Origin of the sequence: Spirosoma taeanense, assembly GCF_013127955.1 — a bacterium.
Classification (GTDB): domain Bacteria; phylum Bacteroidota; class Bacteroidia; order Cytophagales; family Spirosomataceae; genus Spirosoma; species Spirosoma taeanense.
In genome coordinates this window covers 1846438-1863938 of the sequence record NZ_CP053435.1, presented here as the reverse complement: position 1 = coordinate 1863938, position 17501 = coordinate 1846438, and the positions used below count along the sequence as shown (strand labels likewise).

The window sequence follows — 17501 nt, the reverse complement described above, 5'->3', positions numbered from 1 at the left end:
GGCTCTTTTGTTTATATTTCTCAATAAAGTTAAACAAATATCGTACCGAAATATACCTATCGATTATTTTTTAAAAAATTTTTCAAGTATGCTTGCGTCTCCTGTTTCTTCGGCATTAAGCTGTCAGAAAGATCAGTTTACCTTGCCGGAAGGCGTTCATTATCTGAACTGTGCAACTCGCTCACCCTTCAGCCGAAAGGTTGAGCAAGCGGGGCATGAGGCCCTCGCCCATCAGGCCAATCCCTTTGGGTTGCGACCGGACGATTTCTTCACCGGGGCCGTTCGGGTGCGGGCGCTGTTTTCTGAACTGATCAATAGCCCAGACCCGGACCGAATTGCCGTTATTCCGTCCGTTTCCTATGGCATGGCCGTTGTTGCTCGAAACCTGCCCCGCAAACCCGGTATCAGGGCGGGACAGCATATTGTTCTGGTTCAAAGCGAATTTCCCAGCGATGTATATGCCTGGGATCGGGTATGCACCGAACTGGGTTTACACCTTTCCGTTGTGGCCATGCCCGACGATTTTCCGAAAGGTCCTCAGTGGAATGAGCGTTTATTGGACGCCATCGGCCCAGACACGGCGCTGGTAGTTGTCCCGCCAGTTCACTGGATGTATGGCATCCGGTTCGATCTGGAAGCCGTTGGCCAGCGGGCGCGGGAAATTGGGGCGTGGTTCGCCATTGACGGTACACAGGCCGTGGGTGCCCTGCCTTTCGACTGGCAGGCCATCCGGTCGGATGCCGTTATCTGCGCGGGATATAAATGGCTGATGGGCCCCTACTCGCTTGGCCTGGCGTATTACGGTCCCGCCTTCGACGATGGTATTCCGCTGGAAGAAAGCTGGATGAACCGGCTGGACAGCAATCAGTTTCACCGGCTGATGGATTACCAGCCCCAGTACCGACCGAAAGCCGCCCGTTACAACGTCGGTGAAGCAACGCATTTTCTGCAGATGCCCATGCTTGAAGCCGCTCTCATGCAGTTGCTGGACTGGCAGCCACAACGCATTCAGGACTACACCAATGAGCTGATGGCTGGGGCCTGGCCCGCGCTGGAAGCCCTCGGCTGCCATGTCGAACCGGAAAATGGCAGTCGCGGCCGTAGTCATCACCTGGTTGGTTTGTGGCTACCCGACCACGCTGACCCCATGACGGTTCAGCAGGCCCTGCAGGCGAACAATGTATCCATATCGGCTCGGAGACGCGCCCTTCGTATCGCTCCGCATCTGTACAATACCTCCGACGATGTTAATGCGCTGGTCCGGGTGCTGACAGACGTAATCGGAACGTAAATGAGTCGGGGCTTATGCGTAGGCAGCCCACTTATTGTTCATACAGTTCCAGCGGCAGATCATCCGGATCAGCAAAAAAGGTGAAGCGTCGGTTCGTTTGCTGGTCCACCCGAATCGACTCGGTAACGACGCCCTGCTGATTCAGGTGGGCAACGGCCGCATCAAGATCGCCAACGGCAAACGCCAGATGGCGCAGCCCCAGGGCCTCCGGGCGCGATGGGCGGGCGGGCGGGTTGGGAAACGAGAAAAGCTCAATCTGATACTGTCCATTCACAGCCAGATCAAGTTTATAGGAATTCCGTTCGGCCCGGTAAACTTCTCCAACGACAGACAGGCCCAGTATCTGAGTATAGAAGTGTTTGGAAACTTCGTAATTCGAGCAAATGATAGCGACGTGATGAACGCCGGAAAGTTGAAGCATAAATTTAAGGAGTTAATAACGTATCGGCCGCCAGGGTATCGGTGGCCGTTCCATCGACCTCAGTCGGCAAAGCACGCTCGACTTCCCGGCGTTTGTTCCAAGGCGCCGTTGTCCGACGGCCCATATCAATGGCCAGTAGGGCCACAATGGCCGTGAAAGCGATAAACACAACAATAAAAATACGACGATTGCGATTCATACCCCCTCAATTAACAGTTTATAGTAGCCAGCGTCTAAACCGTGATTTCCAGCCGAAATTATTTCTCGCCGGGCAGTTGTTTAGGCGCAATCCTGAACGTAATACTCCCCGTTCTGGACGAAATTTCAGCCCAGGTCAGATCCTCAAAACTGACAGCGATGACTGCTCCCTTGCTCATGGAACCAACGTTCTCGTGGGTCAGAAATTCGGCAAAATACGACACATCGGGATTATGACCAACGATCATTGCCGACGAGGTATCGTCGGCCAGCGCATTGACGGCCGCCATATAGGCCTTTGGTCCCCCATCAAACAGGTCGGGGCTGAGCCGGATCTGCGCCGGATCGTAGCTAAGCTGCTCGGCCAGCACCTTGGCCGTGTCTTTAGCCCTGAATGCCGTGCTGCTGATAATGACATCGGGCCGTACGTCCTGATCGCGCAGGTAACGACCCATACGGGCGGCTGCTATAATTCCCTCTGAAGTTAACTCGCGGTCATGATCGGCCATAAAAATAGCCCGATCCTCGGCTTTGGCATGACGAACAATGTAAAGGATACGAGACATGAATGAAGCAGGTAAAATAATTCGTGTTGCTGATAGCATCGAGATTGATAAACGCATTAACTCAAAAACTGCCTAGGTGGCTACAGAAGGCTACTTAAACACTGGAATTGTATTATTTGGCCGACAAGCCTCAACGTTCACTGCCTGCCTGACTATCAGCACGGGTAGTCTGTAACGAACCTCAGGCGGTTTTAGGGCAAGAATTGTCCGTTATCACTTGGCCTCACTAGCTTTAAGCTTGCTTCAGGGGCGTAGGCAGTGGGCGATTCGCGTGACAATCCGTACTTTTGCGGCTGCCAATATCATCCGGTCGCTTTTCAGCATGAGTTATTTACCCATTCAGCAGCTATTAAAAACCGCCCCGATCGGCACCGATGTGACCGTAAAGGGCTGGGTTCGCACCAAGCGCGAGAGTAAAAACGCCGTTTTCATTGCCCTCAACGACGGCTCAACGATCAATAATATTCAGATTGTGGCCGAAGCCGGTCAGCTGCCCGAAGAAACCCTTAAACTAATTACGACGGGCGCCTGCCTGGCGGCAACGGGTCAGCTGGTTGAATCGCAGGGAGCGGGACAGGCGGTTGAGTTGAAGATTGCCCACGTTCAGATTTACGGCCCCGCCGATCCGGATAAATACCCGCTGCAGCCCAAGCGGCACTCGCTGGAATTCCTGCGCGAGATTGCCCACCTGCGTCCACGTACCAATACGTTCAGCGCCATCCTCCGTATCCGGCATGCGCTGGCCTTTGCGGTGCATAAATATTTTAATGACAACGGGTTCTATTATCTGAACACGCCCATCATTACGGCTTCTGATGCCGAGGGTGCGGGCGAAATGTTCCGCGTGACGACGCTCGACGCTACCAGGCCACCTCTCACCGAAGACGGACAGGTTGACTACAGCCAGGATTTCTTCGGCCGCGAGACAAACCTCACCGTATCAGGCCAGTTGGAAGGTGAGTTGGGCGCGCTGGCGCTGGGTAAAATCTATACGTTCGGGCCGACATTCCGCGCCGAAAACTCCAACACGACCCGGCACCTCGCCGAGTTCTGGATGATTGAGCCGGAAATGGCCTTCTATGAGCTGGAAGATAACATGAATCTGGCCGAGGACTTCGTAAAAACCGTTATCCGCTATGCCCTCCAGCACTGTGCCGACGATCTGGCCTTCCTCGAAAACCGTTTGAAAGAGGAAGAAAAAACAAAGAAGAAAGAAGAGCAAAGCGAGATGAGTTTGCTCGAAAAACTTCAGTTTGTGATTAGCAATGAGTTCGTTAGGCTGACCTATACGGAAGCCATCGACATTCTGGTCAATTCGAAGCCCGCCAGGAAAGGCCAGTTTCAGTACGAAGTAAGCTGGGGCGTTGACTTGCAATCGGAACACGAGCGGTATTTGGTGGAGAAGCATTTCAAAAAGCCGGTGATCCTGACCAACTATCCGCGCGAGATCAAAGCGTTCTATATGAAGCAGGATGAGGACGGGAAAACCGTTCGGGCGATGGACGTCCTGTTCCCCGGTATTGGCGAAATCATTGGCGGTTCGCAGCGTGAAGACGACCTCGACAAGCTGACGGCCCGGATGCAGGAGGTGGGTATCGATCCCGAAACCATCTGGTGGTATCTGGATACGCGCCGATTCGGTTCGGCCCCACACGCGGGTTTTGGCCTCGGCTTCGAGCGGCTCGTACTGTTCGTAACGGGCATGGGGAACATCCGCGACGTCATTCCATTCCCGCGCGCGCCAAAACAGGCCGAGTTTTAATTGTTGCTTGTCCTCAGGTGATCCCAACTGCCTAAGGACAAGCAATCCCCCTTACTGATTCGCTATGTTCCTCGCCATTCCCATTTTCCTCGCGGTTGCCTCCGGTTTTGTCGTAGTCGGCGTGTACACCGAGCGTAAAGTATCGGCTTTCATGCAGGACCGGCTCGGCCCTATGGAAACGGGGAAGTGGGGCTTGCTGCAGCTCTTCGCCGACCTGCTGAAACTCCTTCAGAAAGAGGATATTGTGCCCACTGGTGCCGACCGACGGCTATTCTTGCTGGCTCCGGCTATCATTTTCGCGTCAGTATTCGCGGGCTTTGCCGTGCTGCCCCTCACGCCCGACCTGCAGGGGTCTAACGCAGACGTGGGTGTCTTCTACCTGATGGCTATTGTGTCGTTCGACGTAGTGGGGATACTGATGGCTGGCTGGGGATCGAACAACAAATACTCGCTGTTTGGAGCCATGCGGTCGGTTGCCCAGATTATCTCCTACGAGATTCCGCTTGGACTGACTATTCTGTGCGTCGTGATGATCTGTCAGACGCTCAATCTGCAGGCGATCAGCTTTCAGCAGGGCATCTACGCGCAGGAAACGAATTACCTGTTTGGCCTCAAAGCACTGGGGGTGGACGTAACCGGCTGGGGCGGCATCTTCGCCTGGAACATTCTGCGGAATCCATTTCTGCTCATTGCCTACGTCGTCTTCTTTATCTGTACCCTGGCCGAAAGCAACCGCGCTCCGTTTGATTTGCCCGAAGGCGAATCGGAGATCGTTGGCGGATTCCATACCGAATACTCCGGCATGCGGTTCGCGCTGCTGTATCTGTCCGAGTACGCTATGATGCTGCTCGTGTCGTTTCTGGGCGCGGTGCTGTTTCTGGGAAGCTGGAATACTCCCCTGCCCAACCTCGGCCCCGTCCGCTTAGCCGACTGGACGAGTGGCGCACCGGGTACAGTCTGGGGAAACCTGACGGGCGGATTCTGGCTGCTGTCGAAAGTATTCCTGGCCGTTCTGCTGCAAATGTGGGTACGCTGGACGTTTCCCCGTATCCGGGTTGACCAGATGATGTTTTTGTGCTGGAAAGTGCTGACTCCCCTAGGCTTGCTGCTGCTGCTGGCATCGGGCGTTTGGCGGCTCCTGATGGTGTAACCAAACAAGACTGGTTATTACCCGTTTGAGTTTGTAGCTTTGCGGCCTTTTCCAGTACTCAATGTCGATTCTTACTCCTGATCCAACCGGCGATCTGGCCTGGCGGGCGGCCTGGCGTCACCCGGCTTTCCGCACTAAATTCATCCTTGGCCTGCTGGGTATCCTTGGATTACTGCTGACCTTCCCCTTTTTCTTTCAGACGATCGAGCGGCATACTGGCCCCGTGCTAAATGATTGGGTCCTGAATCAACTCCCGCCGACCGATGTTTCTCTGGCTATTTTTCTGATTATCTGGGCGACGGCGCTGCTGCTGCTTATTCGGGCCCGGCGCAGCCCGGCTGTCTTCATGATGTTTGTCTATAGCTATATCATCGTCAGTCTGTCGCGGATGCTGAGTATCAATCTGGTACCACTCGACCCGCCCGTTGGCCTGATTCCGCTCATTGACCCTATCAGCAATGCCTTTTACGGCAAGACGTATATCACGAAGGATTTATTCTACTCAGGCCATACGTCCACCATCTTTCTGATGTTTCTGTGCTTTCGGCAGTGGTGGGACCGGCTGCTGGCGTTGATTGGATCGCTGATTGTGGGGAGCCTGCTGCTTGTTCAGCACGTTCACTATACGGTCGATGTACTGGGCGCATTCGTTTTCACCTACCCGCTCTACTGGCTTGGCAAGCGGCTGGCCCTAAGCGGCTGGAACGACGCCGAACGGAATATTGATCCGTAGTCTTCAGAACGCTTCACCCAGCTGAAAATACAGGCCGTTTGAAGTGCCCTGACCACGCCCCCAGCCGTAATCAATCCGCAGATTGATGCGCTCCCGGCGATTAAGCGCTACCCGAATGCCACCGCCATACGAGTATTTTAGCTGCCTCAGATTCAGCTCCCGGACGTAATTGCCTACGTTTCCTACCCCCATAAACCCGACGGCCCCAATTCGCCAGAACAGCGGCACGCGGTATTCTACCTGCGCGACGACCTGATTTTTGCTCCGGTAGCGTCCGTCATAAAATCCGCGCATGCTGTTGGAGCCGCCCAGACTGGCCAGACTTCGCAGTGGGACCTCTCCCGAGTTAAAGAACCCATACGCCTGTATAGCCAGAATCTGTTGCCGATAGACCCGGATAAACCGCCGAAAATCAACAACGTAGTTGGTGTAACGAAAGTCGGAACCAACCAAAGGCGTAAAGTGCGAAACGTAAATCTGCAGAAAGCCGCCCCGGTCCGGTGCAAAGGCATTGTTACGCGAGTCGTAAGTCAGGCTAAGCCCCGTTCCCGATACCTGATACGGGTCCCGCCCCGGCACATCCAGCTGATCGAGCAAACCACCCGGCTGGTAATCAACATCCAGCACCCGCTGAAATTCATAGATTAGTCCGGCGAAGAAACGATCCTGAAGCCTGCGCTGCAGGTGCAGATACAAATAATACTGCCGGAACGTATAGGCTTCCTCATTCTGTTCGGGACTATCCTTACCCAGCCCCCAGAACTTGTCGGGAAAGTAGCTAAAGGACAGTTGATGGTTTAGGATATATCGTTCGCCGGGCAGATAAGTTGTTCCGTTGACGGCCGCGATGAACTGTCGGCGCAGGGAGTACAGGACCAAAGCCTGGTTATTGGACGTACGCGTTACGGTATCGGCCCGATCGAACCGGAACGTAAAGGAACCCGCCAGCCCCAGCGACCAGTCGGTTTCGATGGAACGGGCTATAATTGGTAAAATAAGAGTATTTCGCGTCCGGACGGGCGTGGAAGACAGCAGTTGATGAGGTATAGTCAAACTATCCGACTGAGCCCATAGAGGGGAAAACGACTGCACTAAACCGCTGATTAATAGAACTATTAACCGTTTATCACATAGTGAACGCACAGCGAAAGAAATGACCGTTAATTAAAGTCGCATTAATTAAATTGCGGCAAAGTAATTCGAAAATTGTAAATTTAGTAGATTTGGGGCTTATAAAACCACCCTGGCTGCGGGCCATGCAACGGCATGTGGTTGCCGGCTGGCACTGAACGCGAACCCCGACAAGTAAACCACCGATATGAGCAAATTAGACTTGCCGCCCTTTACGTTGGGCGAAACGATTACCCCCGAACAGCGTCAGTTTTTTAATAAACATGGCGTCATTGTTTTCCGTAATTTCATCCATCCTGAAACTGTTAAGCTATTCATTAGTGAGGTCGAGCGCATTGAAAAAGAATGGCTGGCCGAAGGACGTGACAAAGTCAACGGTGTGCCGCTTAAATTCGGTCAGGATGAAGCCGGTAACCCCATGATTCAGCGGATGTGCTTCCTCTCCCAGCATAGCACCGCGCTCCATGAGTTTCTGCAGGACCCGCGCCTGCAGGCTGCTGTTGACCTTCTCCAACCCTACGAAGGCCGTATTGCTGAAATTGAAAAAGACGGGCTTATTCTTAACCACTACGTTCGGACTCCCAACAGTAAATTTTCGCAGATGGGCTGGCATACCGACAGCCCCCGCGACATCTTCCTCGGCCAGCGGATCATGCCCATGCTCAACGTGGGTATCCACCTCAACCCAACGCCTTACGAAAACGGCGGCCTGCGCGTGATTCCCGGTACGCACAAGCAGGGTCTTTTCAAGATGCTGTTCCGCAAGAAGTATTTTGTGGATAACGATCCCGACAAACACGAGGTTGGCTTCGACATCAATGCGGGCGACCTGTCGGTTCATGACGGACGGCTCTGGCACCGGGCGCAGCAATCCCCGTACATGGGCGAAGCAAGCCGCCGTCGGGTCATGTATGTGCCGGTCGTAACGGGTAAATACATGCCTAAGCACGAGAACAGCAAAACGCCGTTCTACCACCGGTTTATCTCGAAAGTCAATATCTAATCGCCGTAGCGTTCTAAAGTCGTAGCGTGGTGGCTGACCAACCGGTCGCCACAACGCTACGACTTTCTTCGTTTATAACCCGTTACCTTTCTATGGCTTGTGCCCTCATTACGGGAGCCAGCAAGGGCATTGGCCTCGCCATTGCCGATGAGCTGGCCCGCCGAAAGTTCGACCTGCTGCTGGTAGCCCGGTCGGAGTCGTTATTACAGCAGGCCGCCCAGCGACTGGCAACCACCTACGGGGTTAAAACCAGTTTCCTGGCCGTTGATCTCGCCCAGCCCGACGCGGCCCGGCGCGTTTTCGACTGGTGTAACCAGAATGAATACGCCATTCAGATGCTGGTCAATAACGCTGGCTACGGGCTGAGTGGGCCGTTCGAAAATCACTCAATCGATCAGCATACCGACATGATGCGTGTCAACATGACGGCGCTTGTGCAGTTATGTCATCTGTTCCTGCCCCAGCTTCGGCAGCAGTCCAAAGCCTATATCCTGAATATTGGCAGTTCAGCTGCCTATCAGGCCGTGCCGGGGCTGAGCCTGTACGCAGCCACGAAAGCGTTTGTGCTTAGTTTCAGCCGGGGATTACGGCAGGATTTAAAACGTTCGTCTGTATCAGTCACCTGCGTCTGTCCCGGTTCGACGGATACTGACTTTGGCGCTCGGGCGCAGATTGGTGAGAAAGCCCGGAAAGCCGCCGAACGCGTTAACATGACCCCGGCCGAAGTAGCCCGGCAGGCCGTCGAAGCGACGCTGACGGGCAGGGCTGAAGTCGTAACGGGCGTGCTGAATAAAGTGGGTAAGCTGATGGCCTGGCTAATGCCGAAAGGCATTGTCGAGACGGCCGCAGGAAGCATCTACGAGTAGTGCCGCAACCTGTATTCCCTGAACGGGGCACTTTATTTACGTCTGTGCGGTTAGAGAGATAATAACTTCCATTTAGACGTTGGACGCTGGACTTCAAACAACCTCTTCCACTGCCTGCCGACGTCCAGCTAACACATGCAATTTTCCGATTTATCATTAATTGACCCTATCCTGAAGGCCCTCGCCGAAGAAGGATACACCAACCCAACCCCCATTCAGCAACAAGCCATACCGATTCTGTTAAGCCGCCGGGATTTACTGGGCTGCGCCCAGACCGGTACCGGTAAAACGGCCGCCTTTGCAATTCCAATTCTGCAGCTGCTGAACGAAGATCGCAGTAAACAGCCCACGGCACCCCGTCGGATTAAGACGCTGGTTCTGACGCCAACGCGTGAATTAGCCATTCAGATTGCCGAAAGCTTTGGGGCTTACGGTCGCCACCTGAACCTGCGCCACACGGTTATTTTCGGGGGTGTTTCCCAGCATACCCAGGTCAACACGCTCAAAGCGGGTGTCGATACGCTCATTGCCACTCCAGGACGACTACTCGATCTGATGAATCAGGGGTTTATTTCCCTGCGCGATGTTCAGTTTTTTGTGCTGGACGAGGCCGACCGCATGCTCGACATGGGCTTTATTCACGACGTAAAGAAAGTTATCGCTAAACTACCGGAGCGTCGGCAGTCGCTGTTTTTTTCGGCAACAATGCCGCCCGACGTGGCCAAACTCGCCGATACGATCCTGTATAAACCGGCCAAAGTTGAAGTTACGCCCGTATCATCAACGGCGGACACCATTCAGCAGGCCATGTATTTTGTGAGCAAGGAAGACAAGCGCAAGCTGCTGGTTCACGTCTTGAATGACAATCGAATCAAGTCGGCTCTGGTCTTTGCCCGCACCAAACACGGCGCTGACAAAGTAGCTAAAGATTTACTGAAAGCCGGTATTCAGGCCGAGGCTATTCACGGTAACAAATCACAGAATGCCCGCCAGCGCGCCCTGTCGAATTTTAAGAGCCGCGAAACACGGGTACTGGTGGCAACTGATATTGCCGCACGCGGTATTGACGTCGATGAGCTGTCGCACGTAATTAATTACGAACTGCCGAACATTCCCGAAACCTACGTTCACCGCATTGGGCGGACGGGCCGGGCGGGTCACGACGGCATTGCGCTCTCATTCTGCGATGCCGAAGAAACGGCGTATCTGAAGGATATTCATAAACTTATTGGCAAGAACGTTCCGGTCGTGAACGAGCACCCTTACGTGCTCGACATTGCGACGGCGGCCGTTACGCCCGCAGCCCCCGCTCAACGGCAGGGTCAGGCTCGGAACGGTAACCGCACCAGTGGCGGTGGTCAGGGACGCCCGGATAGGTCGGGTAGTAGCTCCTTCCGGCGCGAAGGGAACACCAGTGCTGGTAGCGGCCATTCGAATCGGCGCTTTGGAAACGCACCTGCCCGCAATAAGTCAGGCGATAATTAACCGGTTACCGACATCTCATTAAAGAACGAACCCCGCCTGTAAACAGGCGGGGTTCGTTGCTATCTGACGTTACGTCAAAGGGATTTGCGGACAATAAGTCGAAAAGGATTTTCGACGTGTTCGACGCTTTCGCTGAGGACCAGTTGAGCCGCCGTCCGGCCCATCTGCGCAAAGTCGGTGGACATCACCGTAATCCCTTCCAGCAGAAACTCTTTCAGGGGCGTTTCATTATAGGACAAGACGCCCACTTCCTGGCCGACGATATAGGTTGTCTGCTTTATTTTTTTTATCAGTTCGACCAGGTCTTCTTCCATCAGATTGATATACACCTGGTACGGCTGAATCACCTCCTGCTGAATATCCTGAATCACCCGGGCCGTGAAATTATACTCGAAACAGAATTTATAGAAGCCGTTCAGAATACCCTTGGGGTGGTAGGTATAGGACGGAAACAGGATACTGAGCGTGGTGTATTTCCGGAGCAGCGGCAAGGCCTCCGTCAGCGCCTGATACATATCCTTCTCGAAGTTCTGAAACACGGCCGCGTATTTGCCCGAAACGCCTTCCAGCAATTTATCCAGAATCACCAGTTTATGCTTGGGTAAGCTATTGATCAGTTCATCGGCTTTCTCACCCCCTTCGAAGAAATGACCGATAATAACGTAGTGCGTGTGGTTACGGGTCTGCCGTTGAATCAAATCGCGGAATAGCCGAAAGTCATTGTTATAAATAAAAAAATCAATGGCCACGCCCGGTCCCAGCACCTCGACGAAGGAATCGTAAATAATCTTTTTGTGCGCGCTTAACTTGTTGAACAGCAGAAATATTTTCAGGTTCTTACCGGTTCGGGTGTAGTTGATATAAAAGCCTTTTCCCTTTACGGCGCCGATAATTTCTTTCTCCTTCAGAAGCTCATAAGCCCGCTCTACGGTTCCCTTCGCCACGTCGAATTCTGCACACACCTCGTGAATGGACGGCAACTTGGCACCCGGCAGAATATCCCGATTTTCGATACCCTCTACGATTGAGTTAAAGATCTGCTGGTACTTGGGCGTATTGGAGTAGTCGTTGATCTTGATGTTATACAGCATGACTTATTAGTTGGATACAAAAAGATACTCAAAATAGTCAATAAAATAGGACAGTATAGGAAAGCGTCCACTTACCGACCGCTTACTTTCAGCCTGAATCAGACAAAGAAGTCATTCAGTTCTAATTCTTAACGTTCCTATCAACCCCTTAACCATGGTATCAGCCATTAAAGAATACCGGCACGTCAGCTACCTTTGGGACGAAGCCAAGGCAGCCTCACTAGCTAGCAGCAATCCCGCCGAACGGGAAGTCGAGCTGCTGATCTACCGCTCCAACCTGCTCGGAGCCGATCTGCGGCTAACAAATTACGGTGGCGGTAACACCTCCTGTAAAACCACCGCTAAAGACCCCCTTACCGGTCAGGATACCGAGGTCATGTGGATCAAAGGGTCCGGGGGCGACATCGGTACGCTGACGCGCAGTGGCCTGGCCGCCCTGTATATGAACCGGCTGCGTAGCCTGAAGCAGATTTATCGGGGGCTGGAGTTTGAAGACGAGATGGTGGAGCTGTTCAACTATTCAATCTTCGATCTTGCTTCGAAAGCGCCTTCCATCGATACGCCCCTGCACGGTTTTCTGCCGTATAAGCATATCGACCACCTCCACCCCGACGCGGCCATTGCCATTGCGGCTTCGAAAGACGGCAAGCGCATCACCGAAGAGCTGTTTAACGGAACCGTTGGCTGGGTCGACTGGCAGCGGCCCGGCTTCGATCTGGGGCTGAAACTGGAACAGTGCGTTACCGAGAACCCAAACCTGCGCGGGATCATGCTCGGCTCACACGGCCTGTTTACCTGGGGCGAAACAGCTTACGAAAGTTACGTAAACACGCTGGACGTCATTGAAATTTGCGCGCAGTATCTGGAAGATAACTTCGGCAAAAAGCGGCCCGTCTTTGGGGGTGCCCGGCTGCAAAGCATTGATCAGGATTCCCGTTACCAGCAGGTGGCCCGGCTGGCCCCTACCCTGCGCGGACTCTGTTCGAGCCAGAACCGCATGATTGGCCACTTTACCGACGACGAGCGGGTGCTGGAGTTCATTAACTCGAATGACCTCGACCGGCTGGCACCGATGGGAACGAGCTGCCCCGACCACTTTCTGCGCACCAAAATCAGTCCCATGGTTCTGACCCTGCCCCCGGATGAAGACCTGAGCGATACGGTTGCCATCAGAGAAAAGCTCATGCCTGCTTTCGACGAATACCGGGCCATGTATCAGGCTTACTATGAAACCTGCAAGCATCCCAACTCGCCCGCCATACGTGACCCGAACCCGGTGGTGATTCTCTATCCGGGGGTGGGTATGTTCACCTTCGCCAAGGACAAGCAGACCGCCCGCGTAGCCGCTGAGTTCTACACCAACGCCATCAACGTCATGAAAGGCGCCGAGGCTATCTCGGAATATACGTCGCTGCCGCGCCAGGAAGCGTTTGACATTGAATACTGGCTGCTGGAAGAAGCCAAGCTCCAGCGCATGCCCAAGCCCAAACCCCTCTCGGGCAAGATTGCTCTGGTCACCGGCAGCGCCGGGGGCATCGGCAAGGCCATCGCCAAAAAATTTGCCAACGAAGGGGCCGTTGTCGTCATCAATGACAACGACGCCGACCGGCTGGCTTCAGCGAACGACGAGTTTCGGAAGCAATACGGTAAAGACACACATACGACGGCCCAACTGGACGTAACCAGCGCCGATGCGATTCAGAAAGCCTACCAGGTGGCTGCGGTGGCCTTTGGCGGAGTCGACATCGTCGTCAACTGCGCCGGGCTGTCCATCTCCAAACCCCTGGAAGACCATACCGAGAAAGACTGGGACCTGCTCTATGACGTGCTGGTCAAAGGCCAGTTCCTGGTTACCCAGCAGGGCGTTGCCATCATGCGCCAACAGGCTCTGGGGGGCGACGTGATCAACATTGTCAGCAAGAACGCTCTGGTGTCAGGCCCCAACAACGCCGGCTACGGCTCGGCCAAAGCCGCTCAGCTGCACCTGAGCCGGCTGAATGCCGCCGAGCTGGGCAAGGACCACATCCGGGTCAACGTAGTCAACCCCGATGCGGTCATCTCCGACTCGAAGATCTGGGCCGGAGCCTGGGCTGAGGGGCGGGCCAAAGCCTACGGCGTAGCGGTCGAGGAGCTGCCGGCCTATTACGCTAAGCGGACGCTGCTGAACGAGATCATCCTGCCCGAGGACATTGCCAACGCGTGTCTGGCGCTGGTGAACGGTCTGTTGAGCAAGTCGACGGGCAACGTGCTCAACGTGGATGGGGGCGTAGCCATGGCCTTTGTTCGCTAGGTGTTTTTACTGGCAAACTTTCTCTGTCAAATTCCCACTTAAATCTCTTTCCGACACAGTTCTCTTTTCGTCGATGAACCGGGTTGGCATCAGGCTAAGTAGTCAAATCTACTTAGCCTGATGCTCTATGAGAAAATCTAAGTTAATTATTTGAATAATTACAAAAGTGGGTAAGTATGGGAAAGTATGCGCTTGGCTTCTAGTAATATTTGAGTAATCAATTATCCCTTTCGGGGTTGTCAATTCCTTTATACCTTACCTAATTCAATTGTCTTCATTATGAATAAGCTCTGCCAACTAATAACCCTAAGCATGGTAGCAGGCGGGTTTGCAAGCTTTGCCCAGAAGCCAAAACCAATGCTGCAAGCGAGCAGCGCACCGGCAGATGGACAACTGATTGCGATGCATTCGCCTAAAACGGCCCTGCCCTTTTCCCAGCCAACTGACGTAACCGTATCGGGGAAAGTGCTCGACGAAAAGGGGGGTGGGCTGCCCGGCGTGAGTGTACTCGTAAAAGGAACTACACAGGGCACGACCACCGATGCCACGGGTAGTTTCCGGCTTTCCGTGCCCAGTAGCCGGTCTACCCTGGTCTTTAGCTTTGTGGGCTATGCGAGCCGCGAAGTCGTGGTTGGCGATCAAACCACCATGAGCATTACGCTGACTCCCGACGACCAGACCCTGAACGAAGTAGTGGTCGTTGGTTACGGTAGCCAGTTGAAAAAAGAAGTAACCGGTGCCGTTCAGACGGTCAGTGCGCAGGAAATCAAAGATTTGCCCGTTTCGCAGATCGGTCAAAAGCTACAGGGCCGGTTAGCGGGGGTTCAGATCAACCAGACAACGGGTAAGCCAGGTCAGGGTATTTCTATCCGGATTCGCGGCCAGGTTTCGGTTACGGCCGGCAGTGATCCGCTGTATGTCATTGATGGATTCCCGATCACGGGTAACATTGCCCAACTGAACCCCGACGAAATTGATGACATTTCGGTTTTGAAAGATGCCGCGTCTACGTCGTTGTATGGTTCGAGGGCGGCCAACGGGGTCGTGCTGATCACCACCAAAAAAGGCAAGCCCGGTCAGACCAACATCAGCTTCAACACCTTCGCCGGGGTTCAGCAAGTGCCTCAGCGAGGCCGGGTAAAAATGCTGAATGCAGTTGAGTTCGCTCAGTTTAAGAAGGAATATTACGAAGATCAGGGTCAGGCCGTACCGGTTGAGTTTCAGAACCCGTCTCAGTACGAAGGCAAAAACAACGACTGGTACAATGCTGTACTTCGGGTTGCGCCTATTCAGAGCTATAACCTGAGCATTTCGAATAATACCGCGAAGTCCAACACGTCGTTAGTGGCGGGGGTCTTCAATCAGGACGGGGTTGTGCTCAACAACAAATACAAGCGATATTCGCTTCGGATGAACTCCAACTACAACATATCCGATAAGATATCGGTTGGGTTCAACGTTGCGCCTTCCTACGTGTATGACAATACGCCCCGAACCGATGGTGACCGTGGTACCGGTATCCTGTTTAACGCCCTGCACACCTGGCCGGTCATGCCGATCTATGATGCCAATGGCGAGCTGACCAAGTTCAATACGTTCCCGGGAAGCACCGGTAATATCTTCAACTACCCGAACTGGGTACGGGCTGCGCAGGAGCTGACAAACGAAACCAAAAACACCAACCTGCTTGCCAACGCCTATGTTCAGTACCGGCCGATTACGGGTTTAACGCTCAAATCGACCATGAACGTTGAATACCTGAACTCCAAGTTCTTTTTCTTCAACCCGTCGACGGCTACCAGCGCTATTAACGTTCCCATTCCAACCACGGCCGTTTCGATCCGGCAAAGTCTGGAAAACGTATCCTGGCTGAACGAAAACCTGGCTACCTACGCCAAGAGCTTTAACGAACACAATTTTGAGTTACTGGCTGGTTTCACCCAACAGCGTTTCCGGCAGGATTTTACCCGCCTTCAGGCCGATACCTACGCAGATGACCGGCTGCCGACTATTCAGGGTGCGCTGAATATCAACCGGGGTGGTACAAACAACGGCGTGAATGAATGGAGCCTGCTCTCCTACCTTTCCCGGTTGACTTACAACTACAAGGGCAAATACCTGTTTACGGCCGCTATTCGGAGTGATGGTTCGTCCCGGTTCGGATCGGGTAACCGCTGGGGTACGTTCCCCTCGGCTTCGGTCGGCTGGGTTGTTTCGGACGAGGATTTCCTACAGCCTATCCAGCAGATTTCGTTTGCTAAAGTGCGGGCCAGCTACGGCGTAATCGGGAACAACAACATTGGTAACTATACCCAATACGCGCTGGTCAACAACACCACGAATGCGGTATTTGGCAACAACGTTGCTACGGGCGCTGTCGTTACGTCACTGGCTAACAACAACTTAGGCTGGGAAACGACCAAGCAGTTTGATATGGGTCTTGACCTGGGTCTGTTCAACGACCGCATTCAGTTTATCTACGACTTCTATACCAAGCGCACCACGAATCTGCTTTACGCCGTGCAGGTTCCGCAGGAGTCGGGCTTTACGAACTTCAACGACAACATTGGTGAGATTAAGTTCTGGGGCCATGAGTTCTCGCTGACGAGCAAAAACACAATGGGTAAACTAAAGTGGACGACTAACGCCAACATTTCGTTTAACCGGAACCGGGTTCTCGCACTGGCACCCGGTATCGACCGGGTATACAGCGGCATTGGTTTCCACATCACTCAGGTTGGACAGCCTTTCGGCCAGTTCTATGGTATGGTTAAGCAGGGTTTTTACATGAACGCCGAAGACCTGCGAAATTCGCCAAGTATTCCGGGACGCTCAGCGGTTGGAACCATCAAATTTAAAGACGTGAACGGTGATGGCAAGATCACCTACGGTGGTGATGCCGACGACCGGGCGATTATCGGCAGTCCTTTCCCCAAATTCATCTACGGGATTACCAACGACCTGAAATACGGCAACTTTGATTTCTCGATTACGGGTTCGGGCTCATACGGAAATCAGCTGTGGGTTCGTCACCTCTATAGCACAGCTAACCTCGATGCCGTATTCAACATGGTGGAAGGCGTGAAAGATCGGTTCCGGGTTCGCAGTGACGGCACCGTGATTACTCCGGGTAAGGGCATGTTTGGCGCGACCAATGGCGGGGGTAACTTCACGGGTGTTGAGCGCGACTGGCACAGCAGCCACTTCATAGCCGATGCGTCGTATTTCACCATCAAAAACATAACCCTTGGCTATAACATCGGCGCTCTCAACCGTTTGTTCAAATCGGCACGACTGTATGCGTCTGTTCAGCAGGTTTACGTATTCACGAAATACTGGGGTGGTCCTAACCCGGAAACCAGCGCCAACCAGGCCGGTGATGGCCCCGGAGACAACCTGAGCCAGGGCGTTGATTTCTCGAACTACCCGGTCCCGCGCACATACACCCTGGGTGTCAACCTGAACTTCTAAATCTATAGTCATTTAGTGCTCATTCTTTGTCTCTGACAGTCAT

The 17501-nt window shown here is 53.6% G+C and carries 14 protein-coding genes; 9 read left to right on the top strand and 5 right to left on the bottom strand.

All coding sequences use genetic code 11. The annotated features are described in order from the left end of the window. Positions 1 to 88 precede the first annotated feature (88 nt). A complete protein-coding gene (locus tag HNV11_RS07815; RefSeq protein WP_171739136.1) occupies positions 89 to 1291 on the top strand; it encodes an aminotransferase class V-fold PLP-dependent enzyme in 1203 nt (400 codons plus the stop codon). Positions 1292 to 1322: 31 nt separating this feature from the next. On the opposite strand, the gene gloA2 is transcribed toward HNV11_RS07815, so the two are convergent. From gloA2 to HNV11_RS07800, 3 genes are read right to left on the bottom strand one after another with little or no spacing between them, the layout of a single operon-like run. Beyond that, positions 1323 to 1712, bottom strand: coding sequence for an SMU1112c/YaeR family gloxylase I-like metalloprotein (gloA2, locus tag HNV11_RS07810; protein WP_171739135.1), 390 nt, complete (start codon positions 1710 to 1712; stop codon positions 1323 to 1325). A 4-nt stretch (positions 1713 to 1716) separates the two neighbouring features. Beyond that, positions 1717 to 1911 (bottom strand): hypothetical protein, encoded by a 195-nt coding sequence (locus tag HNV11_RS07805; protein ID WP_171739134.1) that lies wholly within the window; start codon positions 1909 to 1911, stop codon positions 1717 to 1719. A gap of 58 nt (positions 1912 to 1969) precedes the next feature. After that, positions 1970 to 2476, bottom strand: a complete 507-nt coding sequence (locus HNV11_RS07800; protein WP_171739133.1) for a SixA phosphatase family protein — start codon at positions 2474 to 2476, stop codon at positions 1970 to 1972. Positions 2477 to 2798: 322 nt separating this feature from the next. On the opposite strand from HNV11_RS07800, the gene asnS reads away from it, so the two are divergent. From asnS to HNV11_RS07785, 3 genes are all read left to right on the top strand, one after another. After that, entirely contained in the window at positions 2799 to 4238 is a 1440-nt protein-coding gene (asnS, locus tag HNV11_RS07795) for an asparagine--tRNA ligase (protein WP_171742103.1), read from the top strand. Between the two features lie 64 nt (positions 4239 to 4302). Next, positions 4303 to 5388: an NADH-quinone oxidoreductase subunit NuoH gene (nuoH, locus tag HNV11_RS07790; RefSeq protein WP_171739132.1), complete on the top strand. Its 1086-nt coding sequence runs from the start codon at positions 4303 to 4305 to the stop codon at positions 5386 to 5388. A gap of 61 nt (positions 5389 to 5449) precedes the next feature. Further along, positions 5450 to 6121, top strand: a complete 672-nt coding sequence (locus tag HNV11_RS07785) for a phosphatase PAP2-related protein (protein WP_171739131.1) — start codon at positions 5450 to 5452, stop codon at positions 6119 to 6121. 3 nt (positions 6122 to 6124) lie between these two features. Here the strand turns inward: HNV11_RS07785 and HNV11_RS07780 are convergent, their stop codons facing one another. Beyond that, on the bottom strand, positions 6125 to 7213 hold the full coding sequence (locus HNV11_RS07780; protein WP_240163835.1) for a BamA/TamA family outer membrane protein: 1089 nt from the start codon (positions 7211 to 7213) through the stop codon (positions 6125 to 6127). A 226-nt stretch (positions 7214 to 7439) separates the two neighbouring features. On the opposite strand from HNV11_RS07780, the gene HNV11_RS07775 reads away from it, so the two are divergent. The 3 genes from HNV11_RS07775 (at position 7440) to HNV11_RS07765 (ending at position 10606) form a co-directional block, all read left to right on the top strand. Next, positions 7440 to 8255: a phytanoyl-CoA dioxygenase family protein gene (locus HNV11_RS07775; protein WP_171739130.1), complete on the top strand. Its 816-nt coding sequence runs from the start codon at positions 7440 to 7442 to the stop codon at positions 8253 to 8255. A 92-nt stretch (positions 8256 to 8347) separates the two neighbouring features. Further along, positions 8348 to 9121 carry an SDR family NAD(P)-dependent oxidoreductase gene (locus HNV11_RS07770; protein WP_171739129.1) on the top strand — a complete coding sequence of 258 codons (774 nt, stop codon included), beginning with the start codon at positions 8348 to 8350 and terminating at the stop codon, positions 9119 to 9121. Positions 9122 to 9256: 135 nt separating this feature from the next. Beyond that, entirely contained in the window at positions 9257 to 10606 is a 1350-nt protein-coding gene (locus tag HNV11_RS07765; protein ID WP_240163834.1) for a DEAD/DEAH box helicase, read from the top strand. A 74-nt stretch (positions 10607 to 10680) separates the two neighbouring features. On the opposite strand, the gene HNV11_RS07760 is transcribed toward HNV11_RS07765, so the two are convergent. After that, positions 10681 to 11697: a GntR family transcriptional regulator gene (locus HNV11_RS07760; RefSeq protein ID WP_171739128.1), complete on the bottom strand. Its 1017-nt coding sequence runs from the start codon at positions 11695 to 11697 to the stop codon at positions 10681 to 10683. Between the two features lie 154 nt (positions 11698 to 11851). On the opposite strand from HNV11_RS07760, the gene HNV11_RS07755 reads away from it, so the two are divergent. Next, positions 11852 to 13987, top strand: coding sequence for a bifunctional aldolase/short-chain dehydrogenase (locus tag HNV11_RS07755; protein ID WP_171739127.1), 2136 nt, complete (start codon positions 11852 to 11854; stop codon positions 13985 to 13987). 357 nt (positions 13988 to 14344) lie between these two features. Continuing rightward, complete coding sequence (locus HNV11_RS07750; protein WP_394353875.1) at positions 14345 to 17458, top strand: SusC/RagA family TonB-linked outer membrane protein; 3114 nt, start codon at positions 14345 to 14347, stop codon at positions 17456 to 17458. Positions 17459 to 17501: the final 43 nt, after the last annotated feature.

Bases quoted from the DNA above. Each gene is read 5' to 3' on its own strand.
- HNV11_RS07755 (WP_171739127.1), top strand. From the start codon at position 11,852: ATGGTATCAGCCATTAAAGAATACCGGCACGTCAGCTACCTTTGGGAC.
- HNV11_RS07800 (WP_171739133.1), bottom strand. From the start codon at position 2,476: ATGTCTCGTATCCTTTACATTGTTCGTCATGCCAAAGCCGAGGATCGG.
- HNV11_RS07805 (WP_171739134.1), bottom strand. From the start codon at position 1,911: ATGAATCGCAATCGTCGTATTTTTATTGTTGTGTTTATCGCTTTCACG.
- gloA2 (WP_171739135.1), bottom strand. From the start codon at position 1,712: ATGCTTCAACTTTCCGGCGTTCATCACGTCGCTATCATTTGCTCGAAT.
- HNV11_RS07785 (WP_171739131.1), top strand. From the start codon at position 5,450: ATGTCGATTCTTACTCCTGATCCAACCGGCGATCTGGCCTGGCGGGCG.
- HNV11_RS07775 (WP_171739130.1), top strand. From the start codon at position 7,440: ATGAGCAAATTAGACTTGCCGCCCTTTACGTTGGGCGAAACGATTACC.
- HNV11_RS07770 (WP_171739129.1), top strand. From the start codon at position 8,348: ATGGCTTGTGCCCTCATTACGGGAGCCAGCAAGGGCATTGGCCTCGCC.
- HNV11_RS07815 (WP_171739136.1), top strand. From the start codon at position 89: ATGCTTGCGTCTCCTGTTTCTTCGGCATTAAGCTGTCAGAAAGATCAG.
- asnS (WP_171742103.1), top strand. From the start codon at position 2,799: ATGAGTTATTTACCCATTCAGCAGCTATTAAAAACCGCCCCGATCGGC.
- nuoH (WP_171739132.1), top strand. From the start codon at position 4,303: ATGTTCCTCGCCATTCCCATTTTCCTCGCGGTTGCCTCCGGTTTTGTC.
- HNV11_RS07750 (WP_394353875.1), top strand. From the start codon at position 14,345: ATGCTGCAAGCGAGCAGCGCACCGGCAGATGGACAACTGATTGCGATG.
- HNV11_RS07760 (WP_171739128.1), bottom strand. From the start codon at position 11,697: ATGCTGTATAACATCAAGATCAACGACTACTCCAATACGCCCAAGTAC.
- HNV11_RS07765 (WP_240163834.1), top strand. From the start codon at position 9,257: ATGCAATTTTCCGATTTATCATTAATTGACCCTATCCTGAAGGCCCTC.